The sequence below is a fragment of the Gimesia sp. genome, assembly GCF_040219335.1.
Lineage (GTDB): Bacteria > Planctomycetota > Planctomycetia > Planctomycetales > Planctomycetaceae > Gimesia.
In genome coordinates, this window is record NZ_JAVJSQ010000031.1 from 481261 (window position 1) to 503893 (window position 22633).

General features: G+C 53.5%; 16 protein-coding genes. 11 read left to right on the forward strand and 5 right to left on the reverse strand.

The features are described from left to right. Window positions 1-14: 14 nt before the first annotated feature. Window positions 15-1931 (reverse strand): DNA primase, encoded by a 1917-nt coding sequence (gene dnaG / locus RID21_RS26690; protein WP_350194268.1) that lies wholly within the window; start codon window positions 1929-1931, stop codon window positions 15-17. A gap of 461 nt (window positions 1932-2392) precedes the next feature. After that, window positions 2393-4033, reverse strand: a complete 1641-nt coding sequence (locus RID21_RS26695) for a hypothetical protein (RefSeq protein ID WP_350194270.1) — start codon at window positions 4031-4033, stop codon at window positions 2393-2395. Window positions 4034-4596: 563 nt separating this feature from the next. On the opposite strand from RID21_RS26695, the gene RID21_RS26700 reads away from it, so the two are divergent. From RID21_RS26700 to RID21_RS26715, 4 genes are all read left to right on the forward strand, one after another. Next, entirely contained in the window at window positions 4597-5493 is an 897-nt protein-coding gene (locus RID21_RS26700) for a DUF58 domain-containing protein (protein ID WP_350194272.1), read from the forward strand. A 433-nt stretch (window positions 5494-5926) separates the two neighbouring features. Continuing rightward, a complete protein-coding gene (locus RID21_RS26705; protein WP_145042727.1) occupies window positions 5927-6832 on the forward strand; it encodes an ABC transporter ATP-binding protein in 906 nt (301 codons plus the stop codon). 112 nt (window positions 6833-6944) lie between these two features. Then, complete coding sequence (locus RID21_RS26710) at window positions 6945-8567, forward strand: ABC transporter permease (protein WP_350194274.1); 1623 nt, start codon at window positions 6945-6947, stop codon at window positions 8565-8567. Continuing rightward, a complete protein-coding gene (locus RID21_RS26715) occupies window positions 8564-9889 on the forward strand; it encodes a hypothetical protein (RefSeq protein ID WP_350194276.1) in 1326 nt (441 codons plus the stop codon). The genes RID21_RS26710 and RID21_RS26715 overlap by 4 nt, the downstream gene beginning before the upstream one ends. Before the next feature lie 100 nt (window positions 9890-9989). Here RID21_RS26715 and RID21_RS26720 read toward each other — a convergent pair whose 3' ends face one another. From RID21_RS26720 to RID21_RS26730, 3 genes are all read right to left on the reverse strand, one after another. After that, window positions 9990-11645 carry a LamG-like jellyroll fold domain-containing protein gene (locus RID21_RS26720; RefSeq protein WP_350194278.1) on the reverse strand — a complete coding sequence of 552 codons (1656 nt, stop codon included), beginning with the start codon at window positions 11643-11645 and terminating at the stop codon, window positions 9990-9992. A 95-nt stretch (window positions 11646-11740) separates the two neighbouring features. Beyond that, a complete protein-coding gene (locus RID21_RS26725) occupies window positions 11741-13708 on the reverse strand; it encodes a DUF1549 and DUF1553 domain-containing protein (RefSeq protein ID WP_350194280.1) in 1968 nt (655 codons plus the stop codon). Next, on the reverse strand, window positions 13705-15105 hold the full coding sequence (locus tag RID21_RS26730; RefSeq protein WP_350194489.1) for a DUF1501 domain-containing protein: 1401 nt from the start codon (window positions 15103-15105) through the stop codon (window positions 13705-13707). Before RID21_RS26730 ends, RID21_RS26725 begins: the two co-directional genes overlap by 4 nt. A gap of 627 nt (window positions 15106-15732) precedes the next feature. Here RID21_RS26730 and RID21_RS26735 point away from each other — a divergent pair. The 7 genes from RID21_RS26735 to RID21_RS26765 all read left to right on the forward strand — a co-directional run bounded on the left by RID21_RS26735 (window position 15733) and on the right by RID21_RS26765 (window position 22580). After that, on the forward strand, window positions 15733-17472 hold the full coding sequence (locus RID21_RS26735; RefSeq protein WP_350194282.1) for a DUF3300 domain-containing protein: 1740 nt from the start codon (window positions 15733-15735) through the stop codon (window positions 17470-17472). 222 nt (window positions 17473-17694) lie between these two features. Further along, on the forward strand, window positions 17695-18447 hold the full coding sequence (locus RID21_RS26740) for a DUF1559 family PulG-like putative transporter (protein WP_350194284.1): 753 nt from the start codon (window positions 17695-17697) through the stop codon (window positions 18445-18447). 115 nt (window positions 18448-18562) lie between these two features. After that, entirely contained in the window at window positions 18563-19924 is a 1362-nt protein-coding gene (locus tag RID21_RS26745; RefSeq protein WP_350194286.1) for a radical SAM protein, read from the forward strand. Continuing rightward, window positions 19921-20886 carry an aminotransferase class I/II-fold pyridoxal phosphate-dependent enzyme gene (locus RID21_RS26750; RefSeq protein WP_350194288.1) on the forward strand — a complete coding sequence of 322 codons (966 nt, stop codon included), beginning with the start codon at window positions 19921-19923 and terminating at the stop codon, window positions 20884-20886. Before RID21_RS26745 ends, RID21_RS26750 begins: the two co-directional genes overlap by 4 nt. Then, window positions 20879-21673 (forward strand): class I SAM-dependent methyltransferase, encoded by a 795-nt coding sequence (locus RID21_RS26755; protein WP_350194290.1) that lies wholly within the window; start codon window positions 20879-20881, stop codon window positions 21671-21673. The genes RID21_RS26750 and RID21_RS26755 overlap by 8 nt, the downstream gene beginning before the upstream one ends. A 168-nt stretch (window positions 21674-21841) precedes the next feature. Further along, on the forward strand, window positions 21842-22165 hold the full coding sequence (locus RID21_RS26760) for a hypothetical protein (protein ID WP_350194292.1): 324 nt from the start codon (window positions 21842-21844) through the stop codon (window positions 22163-22165). Window positions 22166-22271: 106 nt separating this feature from the next. Continuing rightward, window positions 22272-22580 (forward strand): hypothetical protein, encoded by a 309-nt coding sequence (locus tag RID21_RS26765; RefSeq protein WP_350194294.1) that lies wholly within the window; start codon window positions 22272-22274, stop codon window positions 22578-22580. Window positions 22581-22633 lie beyond the last annotated feature (53 nt).

A 22633-nucleotide genomic window follows, 5' to 3' on the forward strand; every position in this document is an offset into this window, starting at 1 on the left:
CAATCTCTTTTAAGTTAATGGGTCTCAAGTGAATTCTTTTTATGTCGTTTCTGGTGGAACTCGGATGCCTTTTTCAACAGTTCCTTGGCATCGGAACTCAAAGTATCGCTCTGAACTTTCTGGACCAGAACTCCTTTGGTCCGTTCATGATGTTCCCGTTCTTCCCGCCATTTGAGATTCTGAATGGAATGTTTCAGAAAATGGGGAATCCCTTCATGGGGAACAGGCGAAGAGTGGAGTTTGGTATGAATCGCTTTTTCGTGGGCCTGGAAGTCGATTTTGACGACCAGCTGCTTCAGGTCCGGATCTTCAATACGATCCAGAATACGATTCATTTCCGGGACGATCCCCTCTTCCGTTAAGTCAATGCTTAACTGGTAAAGAAAGCGTAGACGGGGATCTTTCAGGTTGGCTGGAGATATATGTTGCTGAATCTGGGGAACACATTCGGGGTATACAAAGATGATTTCAAGAAGTTCGCTCTCAAGTTGATTATCTTTCGCTGAATTTTCTGAAGTTCCACCGATTCCGGAGGTGTGGTCTGCACTCGGAGTTGAATGGGGGTCGTTTGAAGGGACACTCGGATTCAGACTGGGGGTTTGCTTCTGTTTGACTTCACTTAATCGTTTTCGGACAACAGTTTCGTTTAAGCTCAGTCGATCTGCTAACTTTCTTAATATGATATCTTCACGTATTTTGCCGGTTAAGTTTGGACTTGCGGCCAGAAGCTCCAGCATTTCTTCTAAAATTCGGTGTTGTCCATCAATTGACTCCAGTCCAAATTTGTCAACACAGAGATTCAATTTAAAAATCCAGGCTTCCGGGGCTTGTACGATCAACTGCTGCAAACTCTTTGCCCCCTGCTGTTCCAGAAAATCTGCCGGATCCTGGCCTGCCGGCAGCGTTAAAATACGTAAATCTACTTCTTGAGCGATGAATTTCGTTAAAGCCCGCTCCGCAGCCTGCTGTCCTGCGGTATCGCCATCAAATACCAGTACGACTTTACGTGCCAGCCGTTTGAGATAAGTCACATGCGATTCTGTCAGAGCCGTCCCCAATGTGGCTACGACATTAGTCACACCAAACTGATGCGCTGTAATGCAATCAGTGTACCCTTCTACTACGACAACTGTTTCTGTTTCGCGAATTCCCTGGCGCGCTTCATCCAAGCCAAACAACAGTTTGCTCTTAGTGAAAATCACACTTTCCGGACTGTTGAAATATTTCGCCAGTTTTGCTGAGTCGGCTCCCGGCAGGATACGTCCCCCGAATGCAACAACCCGCTTTCGCTCGTCGTGAACCGGAAACATCACCCGATTAACGAAATAATCCGAACAACGTGACTGTCCCTCTTTTCTGAAGATCAGTTTCGCTTCCAGCAGCAGCTGTTCGGGGAAATGATTGCGTGATCGATTGACCAGCCATTGCCAGTCATCCGGATGAAAACCGAGATTAAACTGCCGCATGGTCTCTTCGGTAAAGCCCCGGTCTTCCATCAGGTAACGGCGGGCATATTCTCCTACCGCAGTCTCCATCAGACATTCATGGAACTGCGTTTCCGCCCATTTCATGACGTCATACAGACTCGACTTCTCTAATGGCTGTTGTCCGCCCTGTGAATGACGGGGGGTGAACTTGGGAATTTCGAGATGGGCCTTCTCGGCCAGAATCTTGAGTGCTTCGACAAAGTCGACCCGGTCATATTCCATGACCCAGGAAAAGCAGTCCCCGCCGAGGTTACAGACCCAGCAGCGCCAGGTTGCACGTTCGGGGGAGATGACCATGGACGGATTATGGTCGTTATGAAAGGGACACAATCCTTTGAAATCGCGTCCATTGGGAGTCAGCTGAACCGACTCTGCGACCAGTTCTACCAGGTCTGTCCTCTGGCGGACCAGTTCTTTGAAATGTTGATCAAATCCTGGCGACACCAGTTTCTCCTGAACAGTTAAGAAGCAGCCCGAATGCCAGTTTCCGTCAACAGCTGGAAAGTGGACCTTTATACATAAACCTAGAGTGCTTCCCTGCTCAACTCCGTGTCCTCAAATTCTACACCATAGAAGGAGAGGGTCAAGAAAATGCGAATCTGGATTGTTCAGACTCACGGTCGCTTAAGGTCAAAATTTGTATAATGTTACAAAAATGCCTCATCGCGCAACTTCAACGGATGCCTCAAACTGACCTCTACTCCCCCTGTCTGCTTAATCAGATAGGTTGTGATGCTTTATCAGCACAGCCACCGAAGGATTAGACAGTTGGTTTGTATGAATTATCCATATTATACCCCCCTGATGAGTGTCTGCAATCTTCCTGAGAAAGAAACCTGACCTGTTAAGGGACTCCCTCTGCGCAGAATGATGCGATTCGCGATCAATCTCAGGACAGCAGACTGCTATTTGGCAGCTGCTTCTTCCTGAGGTTCCTCTGTGGGGGCATCTGCCTGTTTAATCTGCCAGAGAGAGATATTACCGAACTTCTCGCTGCACTTGGGGCATTTCGCCTTGGCAATCGCTTTGCCGGTTTTGCCGCCGATACGTTCCTTCTTGCGTGAATCTTCGCTGACAATCAGCTGGCAGCCCTGACATTGTCGGCCTACCAGGGTCAGCTCGATTTCGGGATCGGCTTCGTAGAATTCGAGATTCTCGTTCTCAAGTGCTTCGAACTGCTCTTCGCTGTAGTGACAGGTGACCTGTCGCGTTTCATCGGTCAGCGGAATTCCAGAGTCAGGACCGAGGTCACCGACGCTATGCAGTTCCTGGAGTGCTTCAGCAAACTTACGATATTCGGTCAGACTGAACGTCAGATACTGATTTTCCTTGCTGTCTTCCTGTTTCGGGAGGGCGATCGCAATGCGGCCTTTTCCGAAGACGGGAACGCCGGCAAAAATTGATTCGTGATCGTACATTGTCGGGAAGACGACTTTCAGCTTCGAAATCTGATCTGCAGAGAGCGTCTGAACGCTGGCGGCTGGGATTTCCGCATCGTCCTTCTCTTCACGAAGATGCTGGGCGATTTCGATGCGGGCTTGATCCTGTTTATCCTTGGAGCCCCCTCCGAGGAGACCGGCTTTCACCAGACCGAGTAACAGCATGCGCTCCGGGGAAATGGCCACATCGACGGTGGTAAAGGTCTTTTCCAGACTGTTGGGTTTCAGCTTGAGCTTGGTCGGATCGACGGCATGCAGTTTCAGATTCTGGAACCAGTGCCTGTAAGTGCCGGGATCGAAGGTATCGGTTCCTGCGGCGGCTTCGTTCTCTGCCCCGGAGTCAGTTGATTCCTCATCTGCTGGCTTGGGCGATCCCATTGGTACCAGATACATGACGTTACAGGCAGGACATTTTCCGGCTGAGCCGCGATACTCCTCGCGGACACGGATGCGATGTCCATTCGGGCAGTACACGACAATACCGCCTTCGATTTTGGCAGCACGTCGACGACGACGTCCCCCTTTACGGCGACGCTTTTCTTCTTTTTCTTCCTGCAGAGCGACATCCAGCAGCACGTCGCCGCCGGTCGCTACAGAATGATCTTCATCGGGCTCAGAGGGCGCTGCCTTCTGCTTCGATTCGTCTTCTGCTTCCGCTTTTTCGGCTGCTTCCTCTTCGGCGGCATGTTGCTGCGCTTCTTCAACAGATTCTTCCCGTGCCAGCGGGATGGTTGATTCTTCCCGTTCACTGACCTCAACACCGCCTGCCAGCTGAAAGTCGTCGTCGCTGGCTTCGTACTCGGTGACGGAGACACTCTGATCGAGTTCGAAGTCGTCATCGTCACGATCGGAATAAGCGGTCATGGTGGCGGTAGAAGCGCGTGATTCTTCCTCTGCCGACTCGTCAGATTCCTCCGGAAGCGGACTGAAAATCATCGGCGGCGGATTTTCCTGCATCTTGCGATAGGCTTCCGCTATATCTTCCCGCATGAAAGAGCCACAGTTCCAGCAGCGGACCAGACCGACGCGGACCATTTCATTACACAACGGACACGGTATTTCATTGGAATTGGTATTCTGTTCATCCGGAGTTATGTCGTTGGACATACTAAATCCCTGTACCTGGATAAAAACGTAGATGATGACTGGGAGATAAACAAATCATAATTACTTCATCACTTCTGAGCTGAGTATCAAACCCGAAAAGAATACAAATGAAGAAATTCAGAAGTTCGTTTAATTATGACCTGAAACGGTGAATATATGAAATTTTGTTAGAAAACCACACAGACTGTGGAGCAACGCCAGATTAACATAGCACTCGAGCAAATGCAGTAATGAATTGTCCTTTTATCAATATTAGCGTTTTACTGGAATCAGTCTGAGCTTTTTGTCGGAAATGTGTCCATTTTGCAGACAGACTCTGTCATAAACCTAGTCCAATCTGTCTGTAAAGCAAATGACTGCTCCGGATAAATAGAACGATCTGCGTTGGGTCATGTTTATTATAATGACTAGTGCAAGAAGTATTCAAGAGTATACAGAACAGTACGCAATTTTCCGGGGCGGAATGCGCGTCTGAAAACGGGAAACCGCGCGAATCTGAGGGGACTTCGGAGCAGCAACCTGTTATACTGCCTGCATTACAGGCCCGTCGGAGCAGCAATTTCATGCCAAATGCAGAACAATACCTCAAACCGGAAGTCATCCAGACCGTGGCCCGGCTCGATCTGCGGGCCAAGTTCATCGTGGAAGGCTTTCTGAGCGGCCTGCATGCCAGCCCCTATCACGGCTTCAGTGTCGAATTCAGCGAACACCGACGCTACACCCAGGGGGATGACCCACGCGACATTGACTGGCAGGTCTATGCCAAAACCGATCGCTACTACATCAAAAAGTACCAGGCGGAGACCAATCTGACCGGTTACCTGGTGATCGATCTTTCTGAAAGTATGGCTTATACCTATCGCCAGCAGCTCTCCAAATTTGATTACGGGATCTGTCTGGCCGCATCGCTGGCGTACATGATGATCCACCAGCAGGATCCGGTCGGCCTGATCACCTTTGGTGACAAGATCAGGGATTTCCTGCCTCCCCGCAGTAGGCGGGGACAGCTGGGGAACATACTGGCAATGCTCGCCAACTCCCAACCTGTTGGGACGACGGAGGTTTCACAAAACCTGCAGCAGATCGCTTCGATGATCAAACACCGCAGTCTGCTGATGATTTTCTCGGATCTGCTGACCGATCAGAAGAGCGTGCTCGACAGTCTGCAGCGTCTGCGTTACGCTGGCCACGATGTCATCCTGTTTCATATTCTGGACGAAGCAGAGGTCTACTTCCCTTTCGAGGGGATGGTCGATCTTCAGGAACCCGAACAGGGTGAGTCTATGGTTCTGGATGCGGAGGGCATGAAAGCCGACTATCTGGAGGCGGTTCAGGAAATGCGGGAGACCTATCGCGAGAAACTGTTCGCGATGGGCGTTGATTACGTTCCCCTGGATACCAGCATGCCGTTTGACAAAGCGCTGATTGAGTATCTTTCCCAGAGAAAAGCCCGTTTTTAACTATCCTTATGAACACAAACCGGCTTTTCAACCATGCGACTGAACGCAAGCAGAGGTTAAGTTATACGGATTCAAAGTTAAATACTGATTAGTACCTGTCCGTTCTTGAAATCTTAACTGAGTATGCGAGTCTAATAGCTTGCAAGTGCTCGCTGCCAAATTTAGAGTGTTACTCACTTTGGATCATTGTGTTTGAATGGAATCCTGAGTTTCAGGCCCCTGTAATGGATGCTGGCCGCTCGGTGATCTGCTACCGCCGCTGTTTTTCCGATTTCTTCTTAAGAAATTGAATTTTTTACAAACAGCGCACCATCACGAATCGTAGTAAGCTCGCAGAAATTCTAGCGTTAGCTTAGTCGGGCCCCTTTGGCTCGAAATACTGTTCTCATAACTGATTATCATTTTATTCACAGTGGGGAGCTGAGAACCGCCAATGGACAACGAGTCAGTCATTCAGATCAGCAATCTGACAAAGATCTATCGTGATTTCTGGGGCCGCAAGAAAGTTCGCGCTCTCAACTCTTTAAGCCTCGAAGTAAAAAAAGGCGAAATCTTTGGTCTGCTGGGTCCAAACGGTTCCGGAAAGACGACCACTCTGAAACTGCTGCTGGGTCTGCTGTTTCCCTCGGAAGGGGAAATTAAGGTCTTGGGCCAGCCTGCCTCGAACGTTGAGAAAAACGAGCGGATCGGTTATCTGCCGGAAGAATCCTATCTGTATCGCTTCCTGAATGCGGAAGAAACACTCGACTTCTACGGGCGTCTGTTCAAGATTTCTCCCAAGGAACGCCGCGAACGCGCCGCCGAGCTGATCGAAAAGGTCGGACTGGGACACGCCAAACGCCGTCAGCTGAAAGAATACTCCAAAGGGATGACCCGCCGTATCGGTCTGGCTCAGGCCCTGATCAACAACCCCGACCTGGTCATGCTTGACGAACCGACCAGTGGTCTGGACCCACTCGGTACCGACGACATGAAACGCATGATCGTCGAGCTGAAAGAACAGGGCAAGACCGTGCTGATGTGCAGCCACTTGCTGGCTGACGTGCAGGACGTGTGTGACCGGATCGCGATTCTCTACGGCGGCGAACTCAAAGTCATGGGTCGCGTGGATGACCTGCTCAAAGAACAGGAAGAGACCCAGATCCTGACGTCTCGCCTGAGCGATGAAGCCATCAAAGAGATCGAACAGGTCGTCGCCAAGCACAATGGTAAGGTCGATGCCATCGATCACCCGACAGCAACTCTGGAATCCCTGTTCCTGAAAACGGTTCAGGAAAGTAAAGAACGACCGGGTCAGCGCTTTGTTCCCGAGACGGAAACGAAGAAGGCTGCTGAATAAGCGGCGGGCTGTGTCTGGTTGTTATTACTCACGATCATTGACTCTGTCTCGGCTGGAAGGATTCAGCAGAGCCTCATATCCAATGAGATGTTATTCACAGAAGTAAATCATTATGTCTTTTGATCCAATTCCATTCAATTGGCTGGAAGCTTTAAAACATTTTGCATTCGTGTTTGGAAGCTCCATGGTCATCGCGCTGGTCGTCTGTCTGGTGGTGGGTGTCATCACCCGCGGGGCGAAGGGGTTCGTCGATGTCTTCAGCGGCGTGCTGGACTTCTTTGTGCAGATCATCCATATCTCACCCCGCCGCATCTGGTCTTTATCGGTCCTCACGATCCGCGAATCACTGCGACAGAAAATTCTGTTCGTCTTCATCATCTTTGCGGTGCTGTTCATGTTTGCCGGCTGGTTCCTGGCGGGCGCTGCAGACAGACCCGATCTCCAGGTGCAGTCTTATATTGACTTCGTACTCAAAGCCATCAGTTGGCTCGTGATCCCAATCATGCTGCTGCTGGCCTGCTGGTCGTTACCGGAAGACATCCGTTTGCGCACCATTCATACCGTCGTTACCAAGCCGGTCTACCGGATTGAAATCGTCATGGGCCGCATGCTGGGCTTCACGGTGCTCGGCACCGCCATTCTGCTCGTGATGGGCGGCGTGGGTTATATCTGGATCAATCGCCAGGTGCCCGACACCGCGAAAGAGAGCCTGGTTTCCAAGGTTCCGATTTACGGCGACATCGCCTTCACCAACCGTGAAGGGGCTCCTGCTGCCTCCGGGATCAATGTGGGTGACATCTGGATGTACCGCAGCTACATCGAAGGTGCCACCAAGGCTCGGGCGATCTACAAATTCGAAGGGGTCGACGAAAGCGACGCCATCGATGACAAGTTGAATCTGCAGGCTTCGTTCGAAGCGTTCCGAACCCACAAAGGGGATATGGAAAAAGGCGGGATTCTGTACGAGCTGACCTTCGTCAATGAAGATAAAGGGCTCCGCGTTGATACATCCCCGATGATCAACAAGGAATACACCGAAAACCGGTTGCAGATCGACCGTAAACTCTCACAGAAAAAGAATGAGGGCGAGGCCGACCAGGAAGTCGTCACTTACGATATTTTCGACGATCTGGTCGACAAAGACGGCAACCTGACCGTTGAAGTCGCCTGTCTGGAAGCAGGACAGTTGCTGGGGATGGCCCGTCCCGACCTCTTCATTCGTACTCCCGACCGTTCGTTCATGGTCGGTTACTCTAAAGCGATTCTGGGCATCTGGTTGCCGATGGTACTGGTGATCATGCTGGGCGTGACCGTCAGCTGTTTCGTCAAAGGCCCGGTTGCCATCCTGACGACCTTCACCGTTGTGATGGTCGGATTCATGTCCAAAGAATACATGAATGAAATTTTGAGCGGCAAAATGCAGGCCTCCGGTGCGATTGAAGCCTGGTATCGACTGTTAACTCACATGAATTCTCAAACGGAACTGCCTAATGGTCCCGTAAAAGGTATAATCGTCGTCGTTGATGGTGGCATCCGGAACTTCCTCTGGCTCTGCCAGCAGATCATCCCGAACTTTGGTATCTTCTCGAACATGCGGGAATATGTCATCAAAGGGTTTGACGTCTCCTGGAGTGCAGCTCTGCTGCCGGGACTGTTGACCACAGCGGCCTATATTCTTCCCTGCTTATTGATTTCATTCTATAGTTTGAAGCTCCGCGAACTGGAGGCGAAATGAACAAACTCTCTTCCAAACATCGAAAACTGGCTTATGTCATCGCGATTATCATTTTGCTGATACCGGTGATCTGGCTGGGTATGCCTTCCACCGGAGAAGAAGGATCTGGGGGCGAACTGGCCCAGTTACGGGTGCAGTATGAACTCGGGGAAAGTACCCTGGGTGACGTCGATCCTTCCAGCGCGTCCATGAACTTCGTTCTGCTCGGTCTGCGGGGCATCGCCACCAACCTGCTCTGGATGGATGCTAAAGACTACCAGGAACGGAAAGAATGGGCCAAGCTGCGTTCCACCGTCGATTCGATCATTCTGCTCCAGCCTCACTACATGAAGGTGTGGGACTTCCAGGGCTGGAACCTGGCTTACAACGTTTCTGCAGAGTGGGATGCCGTCGAGGATCGTTACTTCTGGGTTAAGGAAGGGATCAAGTTCCTCAACGAGGGAGTTGCCCGCAACGAACGCTTCCCCGAACTCGACTGGAAAATCGGTAACCTGCACGGCCAGAAAGTGGGTCGTTCCGATGAATGGAAACAGTTCCGACGCTTCTACAAGGTCGACCCTAATACCGAACGGTATGATGGCGGCCCCGATCCGGAAATCAATCCCGAGCGTCTGGATAACTACCAGGTTGCGAAGGAGAAATACCTGATTGCCAACGAGAAAGAACTCAAGCACAAACAGCACCTGCAGATGCGGATGCTCTTCCGGGCTGCTCCCTGGCACGCCCAGTTCGACTATGCCAACGCCATGCAGCGTGAAGGTAAGTTCGGTAAAGAACGGACCGATGCCTGGGCACAGGGCTTCAAAGAATGGACTACCATCTTCGGTCGTGAAGAGTTCATGACTCCCAAGGGAGCGGTGGTACTCGAATGGACCGACGACGATATCAAGAACCTGGCCAAACGGGACAACGTCAGTGAGTCAGACAAGAAGCACTGGACCGACCGTTACCAGAGTACTGCCAACTACCGTTTCTGGCGAACACGTGCCCTATCCGAATCTGAGCAGCAGACGATTGATGCTCACAAAGCGATCTACGACGGCGAAGTGTCCTTCACCGAAGGTAAGTTCGACAAGGCACAGGCGGAACTCGAAAAAGGGATGTCCCTCTATGCTTCCGTCCTGAACAAGTACCCGAGTCTGATGGCCGAAGACCTGGCGATAGAAGAAGGTCTGAAAGCAGTCCTGCTCTGGCGTGACATTCATGACCTGAAAGGGATCCCTGCCCCAGAGAGCTTCCCGCTGAAGCCACTCTGGATCAAAGAACAGGGACGTGTCCCCGGTCTGCAGGAAGACCTGCGACGCGACCTGGGTATCCAGTAAGTAATCTGGTACTCAACTGAAAACAGAAAGAGCCATCCGCATTCACGGATGGCTCTTTTTTTATGCCGTTTTTATTCCTGCATTGTCAGCAGAGGGAACTCTAGTCTGCCTGCTGCTGAAAGCGTGTCTGGACCTCTTCCGCACTTAAAGCACGCTTAAAGAGCTGCACGTCTTTCATTTTTCCATGGTAATAATCATGGGCACCGAAGCCGATCTTCAAAGGCTCTGTGTTGGACAAATCATATTCCGCGGGATCGAAGCTGGTCGACGACGCGACCAGGTCGCCGTCCACATACAGCTTGAGTTGCGACTTCTCTTTGACGGCTACGATCTGTCGCCAGCCTGGCTTCAAAGCGGTGTCGTAGGTGGCACTCTTGCCTGCTTCGATTGACTTCACCCGCCCGGCTGGTAACGTACCGGCAAAGAGGCGTCCCTGATAGACGGCCATCGACCAGACACGGCGATAGCGAACATCCGGCGTCAGATCGATTTGTCCGAGGTTCTTCCAGTCGACACCGCCGTCATAGCGATAGACCTCGGCCAGGGGGAGCGATCCGGAGTACATGGCGCCGTTGTAAACAACCAGTGGCATGCTTTCCTTTTCCTCGCCCAGTCGTCCCGCCAGTTCCCAGCGTTTTTCGCCCGCATAACGATACACTTCCGCATGCGGCCATTCGCTGACATACAGGTTTCCCTCGTACACAGCAAAGCCGTAAGTCTGCGTGGCTTCTCCCACCTGTCCGGCATGCGTCCATTTCTTTCCGTCATAACGGTAGACGGCACCTTCGTCGTAGCCGGTGGCAAACAGGTCGCCGTTATAGATCGCCATCGATTCCACCCGCTTTCCGTCGGGGACATCACAGGCGGTCCAGGTAGTTCCTCCATCGTAGCGATAGAAGGCTGCGGGGGCGTACATGGAGGAGGCATACAGCTTCCCCTTGTAAACCACCATCCCATTAATCGCTTCGACGCCGGGCAGATTACCACAGTGCTTCCACGTTCCATCCCCGAGATAACGATAGACGTTGCCCCCCATGTTCGGGTTTTCGGACTCTGCCAGCGAGGAACCTTTCAGCCGGTACTTTCCCGTTCCTGCATACAGGTGCCCCTGATAGACCGCCAGCGATGAAACGGCATTACACTTGTCCGGTGTTCCACAGTCGATCCATTTCTTTCCGTCCTCATACTGATAAACGTGTCCGGCGGCTTCCGCACCGGGCACACAGGTTCCTGCATAGAGTTTGCCGTCGTGCACGGCCATGCTGTAAATCAGAATGGCATTGCCCAGTTGCCCGTGATCGGTCCATTGAGAATCCACCTTGCCATTATCGATGCCGAACTGCAGATGATGCCAGTTCGACTGGCTGCTGGTCACGCCGGCATTATTTTTGATGCTCAGCTGGAACCCCCGGCGGGTTTTACGATCGTATTTGCTGCACAGGGTACCGATGACGTCTCCCAGGTCGGCACTTGTATTCACGGTCAGTGCCAGTGAAAAGTCGCCCGTTCCGAGGGACAGCGACTTTGAATCGGAAACTTCCAGATACGCGGTGCCACCATCAAAGACGGCCGGCTGTCCCGCTTTCAATTTCACGCCATGATTGACACCGTGATTCTGAAACGAACTCTGATCCCTGGCATCTCCCTCGAGCCGCCAGTTTCCTATCAACGCATCTTCCGCATGCACATCGAGTGGAACATCACAGCTCAACACACTGATTAACAGTAACGACCAATACCACTTCGCTCGCATCATCAGTCACTTCCCTTCTTGATTAGTCTGAATATCCAAGGTGCGTCCCGTTATTTAATATTATTAACAAAATAGCAGAACAAAATTTTTTCTAAAGATCAATCGACATAAATAAATTCATTCGAATTCAAGACCGCCAGGCAGAGGTCCGTGAGCGCTGCGCCCGCGTAAGGATCCTTTGTGGCCTGCTTGCCAAGAGGGAGCAGCAGCTGATCGGCAGTGCGTTGCTCCCGGCGCAATTCTTCGCGCTGAGATTTCAGAAACTGAACGAGTTCGACCAGTTCTGCTTTCCCGGGCTGACGTCCCAGCGCGCGTCGGATCAAGAGGGTGACCTGCTGTCGGGGACTGGAACCAGCCTCGTCCTGAATCAGTCCTGCCAGCTCTCTCGCTGACTTGAGCGAACTTTCCGAGTTCAACAGCAACAGTGCCTGTGGAGCCGTGGTTGAGTTGCCTCGCCGGGGACAGCTGTTATTCGCATCGGGCCGATCAAAGGCTTCGAACAGGGGATAGCGGAGGTTGCGTCGCGCAAAGACATAGATACTGCGGCGGTAGTGATCCTCTTCGCGGGGACTGGTTTTCCACTGATCCTTGAGCAGGGTAGCCCTCAGTTCCTGAGGCAGGGGCGGCATAACACCCCGACCGCCGGTTCGCTCGGAGAGCTTACCGCTGATCAATAACAGTGCATCGCGGATCACTTCCGCATCCAGACGCTGACGCGGAAACCGCGAGAGCAGTGCAGCATCCGGATCACGTTTCAGGCTTTGTTTCCAGGCAGTGCGTTGTTCCACAGAAACTGATTCCACGTTCTGGGTCTGTAAGCTGCTGGCCTGTTGATAGACCCGCGAGGTCAAAATCAGACGATGCAGCGACTTCAGCTTCCAGCCGGTCTCCGTGAATTCAGCAGCCAGCCAGTCCAGCAGTTCCGGGTGCGAGGGAGATTCTCCCATCAGACCAAAGTCACTGGGGGAGGCACACAGGCCCCGCCCGAAGTGATGCTGCCAGACCCGATTCACAATCACCCGCGATGTGAGGGGATGCGATTTCTGTGTCAACCAGCGAGCCAGAGCGAGCCGCTGTTGAGGCGCTTTCTGCGACTTGATTTGCTGCTCATCTGAATTCGCAATCCGCAAGAAGGCGGGTTCGACTTGAGGGCCGGGACGACGCCAGTCGCCGCGGAGCATCACGTGACTGGGCTTCCGTTTTTTATCCGTTGCAGCGAGTGTCGTTACCGAACGATTCTTTACCGGCTGCACCGCCGGTTCAAAGAAGGCTCTCAGACGATAAAAGTCGAACGTGCTGATCGGATCATATTTATGATCGTGGCACTGGGCACATCCCAGCTGCAGGGCCATGAACACAGAACCGACCGTGGAGCTCATCTCGTTGAGCAGCGTGTGGCGTCGTTCTTCCTGTGAATTGATGTCAGGCATATCGGGTCCGGAAAGACAGAAGGCCGTCGCCGTCCGGGCATCGGAATTGTCAGGGGCAATCACATCCCCGGCCAGTTGCCAGCGAACAAACTGATCGTAGGGCATATCGGCATTCAGCGCCTTGATCACCCAGTCCCGGTACTTCCAGGCATCAGGGCGGAGCTTATCGTGTTCATAGCCGTCCGTTTCTGCAAACCGGGCCAGGTCGAGCCAGTGCTGGGCCCAGCGTTCGCCATAGCGGGGCGAAGCCAGCAGGCGATCCACGAGTCGCTCATATGCATCTGCCGACTTGTCTGATAATAACTGATCAACTTCCGCCGGCGTGGGAGGTAAGCCGATGACATCGAAGTAAACGCGACGGATCAGCGTTACCCGTTCTGCATCCGGAGCCGGTTGCAATCCCTCGGCTTCCAGCTTCGCGAGGATGAATCGATCGATGGGCGTCCGCGGCCAGTTGCTGCGTTTGACTTCCGGCAGCGCCGGTTTTTGAATTGGTTGAAATGCCCAGTGATCGCGGTCTGACTCGGTCAGGGGAGTCTCTGTCAGTGCCTTTGTTTCTTCGGCTGATACGCTGACGGGCAGTGACAGGCAGAGCAGACAACACCAGCAGCTGGCATACTTGCAGAGTCCTTTCATGTGAGCAGTCCTTTCACAATCTCAACTTCCGCGGGGCCGGTCAGACGCTCATCCAGACCGTTATGAAAATAGGTCAGCGTTTCATGATCGAGTCCGAGCAGATGCAGGAGGGTCGCGTGAAACTGATTGACGTGCACGGTCTGCTCCGCAGCGCGTAAGCCGATGGGATCGGTGGCCCCGTAGGCGCGGCCCCCCGTGATACCGGCACCGGCCAGCCAGCCACAATAGCCCCAGGGATTGTGATCGCGGCCTTTGCCCTGCTCGCTCATCGGCATGCGACCGAATTCGCCACACCAGACCACCAGCGTATCTTCCAGGAGTCCCCGCTGTTTCAGATCTTTGAGCAGCGCTGCGATCGGCTGATCGGTCTTGCGGCAATAGGTGGTATGATTCTTCGTTACATCGCTGTGCGCATCCCAGCCCACGGTATCTCCGGAGTAAAGCTGAATGAAACGCACGCCACGCTCCACCATGCGTCGCGCCAGCAGACAGCGTTCGCCGAAATCACGCGTGTCTGGATCATCGAGTCCGTACATTTTGTGAGTCGCTGAGGTCTCCTGTGTCAGGTCGACAATTTCCGGAGCCGCGGTCTGCATGCGGAAAGCCAGCTCATAAGCGGCGATCCGGGCTGAGAGTTCGTCGTCCCGATCGCGGGTTTCCAGGTGGCGTCGATTCAGGGATTGAACCAGATCCAGGGTTGCCCTTTGCTGGCGTGCAGAGATCCCGGTGGGAGGCTTGAGATTCAGAATCGGCGTCTGCCCGGGTCGCATGGTTGTTCCCTGAAAGGTAGCCGGCAGGTAACCGCTGCCCCAGGCGGGCGGTCCCCCCTTCACGCCGCCCCCCGGATCCGGCAGGACCACGAAGGCGGGCATGTCTGCATTCTCGGAACCGAGACCGTAGGCGATCCAGCTGCCCACACTCGGATGCCCCATCAGGATGCTGCCCGTATTCATCTGATAGACCGACTGCGGATGATTCACGCTGTCACCATGCAGTGAGCGGATGACACACAGGTCGTCCACTAGTGCGCCGGTGTGCGGCAGAAAGTCACTGACTTCCAGTCCCGACTCACCGCGTTTGCGAAAGGGTTTGATCGGTGCCAGCAGAGGATTCTGTGCCACCTTGCGGCGCGTCATGACTTTGCCGAAACTTTCGGGCAGTGGTTTGCCCGCGTATTTGATCAGATCCGGTTTGGGATCCCACAGATCGACGTGGCTGGGACCGCCGTGCATGAAGAGCCAGATGATTCGTTTGGCTCGCGGAGGAAAGTCCGGTTTGCCGGGGGAGAGCGCTGAGTTCGCTGCAGCGTGCGCCGCTTGTTCCTGTTGCAGCAGTGCGTTCAGAGCCAGCATACCCATACCACCGCCGGCGTTCTGCAGCAGTTCGCGACGGTTCATCAGACCGGAGCAGGCAGGGCCGTGTGAAACTTGTCTCTCATGTTGATACTGACGCATGCAGACAGCTCCCTGGGGATGAGGTGCAGATGACTGCTCCTACTATATCAGGGAGTGCTGGAGGCCTCGACTGAATTCAGAACGGAATTCGCTTTTGTCGAAAAATGAGTGTCCGCAGTTCTGGTACGCCTGTCTGAGAGACAAGCGTGAAATTCGGCTTCTGGGACGCTGCTAATCGAACACCGGGCTGCGGGTTCTGTTTCGTCATTTTTTTGAACAAAGCCGAACGGGATTCAAAATATCCTGACTTTTTTCTTTCGATTCTGAAACCAGTTCAGCGCTGCGGAAGTATTCCTGACGCGGGGTTCACCTCATGATTCTTCTTGAATCATGACTGTTTCTTTTTGGCATCATGTTGTTTTGCAGCATCGTTTGAGTCCTGTCTGGCTGGTCAGCAATAAAGAGTTCCCGGATTTTCGCTTTTTTCTGAAATCAGAAACAAACCGACTCCGGAAACTAAGCTATATGAATACTGACCAGGCGCACGCGAAGGTCATCAGCAGTCCTGCAGACAGAGTGTGAATCAGAAACAATCATTCACAGTATCAGTAAAATAAGATGGGGAGATCAATGACTTCAACTTCAACGAGTTACCTGAAAGGATTCATCACCATCACCGCCGGCCTCTGTGTTCTGTTGCAGGCCGATCTGGCCAGCGCACAACAGGCCGGTCCCCTGGCAGCTCAAAATAACAGAACGCTGTCACCACGTGCGATCGAAAGCCTGGTGACCGGCATCGCCTTCTATCCGGATGAGCTGGTCGAGACCATCCTGCAGGCAGCACAACATCCCCTGGCAATCCGCCAGGCTTCCGAAAAAACAACGGGCCGGTTCGGCGGTCGATTTGCGCAACGGGTGCAACAATTCAATCAGAGTACAGACCCGAGTGTCGCGTCGCTCAAACAGTATCCCGAGATCCTGGCACAACTGAATGACAATCTTGCGACCACGACTTTACTGGGACGCGTGTATCAGACACAGCCCGACGATGTCTGGCGGGCGATTGATAAACTGCGAGCCGAAGTCGATGCAGCACTCGAAGCAGAACCGCAGCAGTTCGTCGATGCCAGTGGTGCACCGTTGACCGGTCAGGCCGCGTATGTAGCTGCAGCAGGTTATGTCGCCGGTCGGTACTTTGTACCCGCGACCATGTCAGAACTCTACGTGGCTTATGCACATCCACAGCAAACCACGACGACCACCGTCTATGAAGGACCCTATGCTTCCGGATCGGCCACACAAACCACGACCACGGGTCCTTACGGTCACGCGACCGCTTCGACCGGCAGCAGTTCCACCACTTACACGGGACCGAACGGGAACACCGTCACCGGAAATACCCAGGGGGGCAGCGTCGTTTACCAGAATGGACCGACGACCGCAGGTGCTGGTGTGGCGACCACTACGATTACCGGTCCCCAGGGGAATTCCGCCACCGCGACCGGAGCAGGCATCGCCGGCAAGACGACCGTGGGTGATACGACTTACTTTGGCGCTGCAGGAGGGGGGACCGTCAATACTTCAAACGGACTCACTGCCAGTGGCGCCGGGCAGGTCAATGGATCGATCACGCAGACACAGACCGGTGCGCAGTACAACACCCAGTCCAGCGGGGCGATCACTACGAATACAGGCGTCGACGCGTATGGCAGTCGCAATACAAGTGGCAGCGTTAACCAGAATGCCGATGGCTCTGTGAGCGGCGTCCGTTCTTCCTCGACTGCGATTCAGGGAAATAACGGTTACGCGAACGTGCAACACAACAGCTCTGGTACAGCCACCGGAAATGGTACGGGTACCTACAATGGTTCTACCACTGTTGATTCGAGTAAAGGGTCGGCTGCGGTCAACACTACTGCGGGCGATGGTCAGGTCAGTTCGACTGTGACCACGCAGAACGGTTCCAAGACCGGCACCCTGGGAGATGGCCAGGTGGGCCAGGGATCGTCCGCAGCCAGCAGTCGTCAAGCGACAGGCAGTCAACAGGGCTCTTACCGGGCCAGCCGTCAGAAGAGTGCTGCGAATTCGCGTTACAGTCAATCCTCAAGTCAGCAGATTGCCTCGGGGCTGCAGAGCATGCAGAAGAACTGGGGACAGCTCAGCCAGCAGATGAACCGTTCTTCCCAGGCGGCAGCCGCACAGCGCAATACGCGGACTTACTCACAACAGCGACCGACGTCCAGCTATTCACGAAGTTCGGGATACGGTTCGAACTACTCGAGCCGGAATAGTTCCTCTTATTCGAGAGGCAGTGCTTCTCCGGGAAGTGGCCGGGGTTCTTCAGGTCGATCCCGCGGTGGTCGCAGATAAGCATAGCTGATGTCAGCATCAGCGGATCTACGGGCCTTTGTTCCTAAGCGAACCGAGGCCCGTTTTTTTGACCATAAAAAGAAACAGCATAAAATCTGCGGTCTACCCAGAAAAAAACGTTAGAATCAGCCTTGCAGTTCTGTTTAAACTACAGGAGGAATAATTCCTACGGTCAGATTCTGGCGCGCTAATCTGACTGTCACCTCAGACCGGCAGGCGACCATGGCGAAGCAGAAACGATTTCTGATCGGTGTCGGTGAGATCATCACTATCCTGGTGATTCTCGCCATCCTGACCATGCTGATCATTCCGGAGACAAAACAGGTTGTTAACGGGGGACACAGAGAACGTTTTCGCAATCAACTGAAACTGGTAGGACTGGCCTGTCATGAATACCAGGCTGAGTATGGATGCCTGCCCCCTGTGGTCATTTCGGACGAGAGAGGCAGGTCGATTCACAGCTGGCGGGCGATGCTACTGCCCTGGCTGGAATCGCAAGGCAGGACGCAGCCACCGGCTTATGTGTATACTTTCAACGAACCCTGGTTCAGCCCTGCCAACCGACAGGCGGCATTGGATAACGCCAATCTCTTTACCATGCTGGTCTCCACTGATGACAGAGAGGTTATTCAGAAATCAAAATTAGCGGCCGTGATCGGCGCGCAGACTTACTGGAGCCCCTCTGGTGAATGCCGTCGTCTGCCGCTGGAGGCGAATCAGGATGAACGTCACATTCTGCTGCTGGAAATCCCCAATCTGTACGGTGCATGGAGCCAGCCCAATGACGTCACCCTGGACGAAGTGCTGACGCTCAGTAAGAATCAGCAGTTTGAACCGGATGGTGCGCACGTTTTATTTGATGACGGCAGTGTCACCTGGTTCGCTCCTGAAGCACTGACCGAGGCGACTTTACGCCGCCTGCTCTGTCCGTTTGACACAACAGATGCCGAGCCCGCTGTCGAGACATCGCTTTAACGTCAATAACAATTTCTATAAAAATGAACATCTCCCGTTGACTTAGTGTCTTCTCTACACTATCGTTTCAGTAATCAGGCAGTGATCCATCTGCCGATCTACAGGAGAGAGTTCGATGACGACATTAATCCAACTCAGCCAGTCAGCGCCGGCTCAAACCCGGTTAGAGTCACGTTATCACGTCACGGTGCTGTCCAATTTCGCTCGCGGGTATGACAAATACAGTCGTGCGTACTCCAAAGCCCGTATTGCCGAGAGCCGGTTTACTGATAAATTCCATCTACTGGAACGCGATCAGCTGCAGATCGGCATCGACAAAAACAACCGTCTGCTGGAAAAACTGAAGCTGCCTGACGATCAGTTGCTGGTACTGGAAACGTGCGTCGATCCTCAGCAATTGCATGTAACGGAACAGACGGGACTGGGACACTACATCCTGAGTGATTCCATTCGCTTACATCGTGTCTACCTGATCCGCGCTGATCTGACACTCCAGGAAATTGCGATTGAAGAAGCGATAGCACGATCGCTGTCTATTCTGCAACGGAATCTGCCTGAGTTCAGCGAGCTAGTGCCCCGTTCGGTTTCAGTGTTACCGATTGCCATCGGCTGCCAGGCGAAGTGTGCGTTCTGTTTTTCCAAATCCTCTGCCTCGGTGGAACAGGATAAGGGAACGCTCGATTTAGCACACATCGAACATATTCTGAGGTCTGCCCAAGCCCGTGGCGCACAGCGGGCTGTGATCACCGGCGGAGGAGAGCCGACGCTCTATCCGCGGCAAAAACTGCTGGACCTGATTCGACTGTCCGCCGCCTGGTTCCCGGAGAAAGTGGTGCTGATTACCAACGGTTACGTGCTGACCGAGATGTCTCCCGTTGAGCGACTGGCTTATCTCGAGGAGTTGCAGGCAGCCGAGCTGACGACACTGGCAATTTCACACCATCACTTCGATCCGGCAGTCAACCGTCAGATTATGAACCTGGAAATCGACATCGCCCGCATTGCAGAATGCTTCCAGCAACGGCCCGACCGGTTCCCTGCGCTCGCATTACGGCTCATTTGCGTTTTACAAAAGGGAGGGATCGAGAACGGGGATGCGATCGAAGATTACCTGCACTGGGCGGCAGCGCTGAAGATCCACGAAGTCTGCTTCAAAGAACTGTATGTCTCTTCGAGTGTCGAGTCCGTATACTATTCGCGTCCTGCCAACGAGTGGAGTGCCGACCACCAGGTACCACTCCAGGTCCTGCTGGAATATCTTCAACAGCATGACTGGGAACAGACGGGGGAACTTCCCTGGGGCGCTCCCATCTATACCGGCAAACTGGGGTCCGAGTCTTTGCGCGTTGCCGCGTATACCGAACCCAGCCTGCTCTGGGAACTGAAGCATGGTCTCTGCCGCAGCTGGAACATCATGGCTGACGGCCGCTGTCTGACTTCGCTGGAAGATCGCAGGAGTGAAATTGAAATCCCATGAATTACCAGAAATACCGCGCGGCCAAAGAGACATTTCTCCAGACCGATCCACTTCGACTGGACTGCATGAATACACAGAAGGCGTTGAGCGGGCTGGTACCCGCTATCCCGCAGACAACAGAGGAATATTCGCTGCCAGAGGCACTCGCGGCCTGGCAGGAGGTTACGGGGTTTGATTTACAACATCTGGAATCCATTCCCGGTACAGGAGTGCGTGAGCTTCTCGCGCAACTGATCGAACAACTCAAACAGGCAGCGGCGGAATTTCTCTTTCCCTGCGACGTGTATCCCGTTTATCACCGTTTACTGGGGGACTACCCCGCGCGGACGTATCACACTTTTCCCGATTGGGAATGGGAGGCCCTGTCTGCAACATCAGAACAGCGTCAGGTTTTACTGCTGACTCAACCTGCGGTTCCCGTGGGTCGGTACCTTTCCGCTGCAGAAATCACAACGGTCCAGAACTGGCTGGCTGCTGACGCCAGGCGACTGCTGATCGTCGATGCTGCCTATGCATATGAGCCGAATCACAGCATCTATGCGAAACTTCTGGCGTCGAACCAATGCCTGTGCCTGTTCTCGCTCTCCAAGCCCTGGCTGCTGCCCGAGCACTGGGGGTTGGCGGTCGGTCCGCCTGAACTCCTGGAGAGTGTGTCCCTTTCGCCCGGGGAATTCTCTACGAACTGGGTCCCTGCCCTGCTTCAAAATACCGGGCTGCCTGCTCGCTTACGGAATCTGTTTCATCAGGAATGGAAGCGACTGAGTGCCGCCATTCACGAATTTGCCCCGGAGTGGGAGCCGCCCGAGTCCGGATATTACGCGACGGTCAACCTTCCCTTTGAGCAGCTATTGCAGAATCACAACGTACTGGGAGTTCCAGCGACCGTGTTTGGTTCGGATCGATCGGACGTCACCGTGATCTCCTGCCTGTTCCACATCCAACGGGGTCTGACCGATGGATGAAAGCCTGGAACGCTGCCTGCAACTTTATGAGGATGCGGACTTTGAGGATGCGGACTTTTACGATCAGGAGTTTGCAGATCGCACTTTCGAAATCCCTTTTTTTCTGGCTGCAGCGCAGCGTTTCGGCTCCCCTGTGCTGGAGCTGGGCTGCGGCTCGGGAAGGATCACGATTCCCCTGGCCCGCGCGGGGGTCGATATAGACGGCATCGATCTCTCAGAGTCGATGCTCGACCGGGCCAGAGCCAGGGCAAAGACCTGTGAGTGTGAGCAGATCCGGTTCTTCCAGGGGGACTTCAGTCAATTGGAGACGCCACGCACTTACCAGCTGATTTTTTGCGCTACCAATGCCCTGCAGCACTTACTGCACGATCAGCAGATCGACGACTGTTTTCAAGCGGTCCGTCGCTGCCTGACACCTGCGGGTCTGTTTCTGATTGATGTATTTAACCCGGATCCTGCCCGACTGGCCCGGACCTGGGATCAGCGTTACCTGTTTAAGGAAATGCAGACGCGGACTGACGGCACGCTCTCTGTATATGCCCGCAGTGAGTATGCCCCGAAGAGTCGGGTACTCCGCTTTCAGCTCGACTATCGTCGACAGGCAGACGACAGACAGCTCAAAGTAAAAGACGTTGAGATGCGGTGCCTGTTTCCCACTGACCTTGCTGAATTCTGTCGACAAAATGGTTTCACTGTTGTCGATAAGTGGGGCAGTTATGACAGTGAGCCTTTCACAGAAAACTCTGCAAAGCAGATCATCGTCTGTCAGGCAGCAGTCAATCCCTGAAGTGACAACCTCATTCGGTGCTGCGCGGCAGGCACTCGATTCCGGAAATCTGTGCGCACAATCTGAATGATTCCTGTTATACTGACCGGAGACGGATTATCAATTCAGTTGCCGAGAGACCATATCTGTGCTGAATCACAGTTCCTTGAGAGACATAGTCTGACTCTGATGAAGTTTCCACTGCATCGCTTCGAAATTCAAACCGAATCCGAGACACAACTCTCGGGGGCAGTGCAACGAGAGCTCCTGGATGTACCGGAGATTGTGAAACAGGAATTCTCGGAGCAGGAATGGTTTGCTTTTCGGCTGGTCCTGGAAGAGTATGTGGTGGAACTTTTAAAAGAGAGGCGATCCGCCGCCCTCCGTTCCCGGCACGGAATAGCGGGAAGCTGTCAACTGAGCGTCCTGTTTGAGCAGAGACAGATTTTGATCTCTTTTAACGGACAGGAAAAAGTGCTGCAGTATCCGGGAGATGGTCCGGTCGTTTCGTAAGGGATAGACGGGGAAGTGAAACATCGCAGTCAGCTCAAATCATCATGCCCGTCAGGTCACAACATCAGCGATAATGTTCTCAAACATTTAAAAAAGGAGTTTGAAGATGTTCAAAGCCAAAACAGTCCTCACCCTGGTGATTTGCCTGCTCCTGATGTGCGCACTCCCCGCATCGGAAGGGAATCAGAAACCAAAAGGCGGGAATGAGCTGGTCCGTCTACGGGCGGTTCAGACCAGTGCCGGTCCGCAGTTGGAGATTAAGGCTGGTGACTTTACCTGTACCACTTCACAATTAACAGTCCGCAGAAAACAGGGGCAGCCGTTTACGGTCAAGCCGGCCAATGGGAAGGTGCAGGTCCATCGTGGGGGAACCATCTCGGAAGCGGGACAGATTGAAATCGCACTGCGATTTTGAGTCGAGCAGTGTTGATGCCCCGATCACGTTTTCATTAACGCGATCGGGTACCT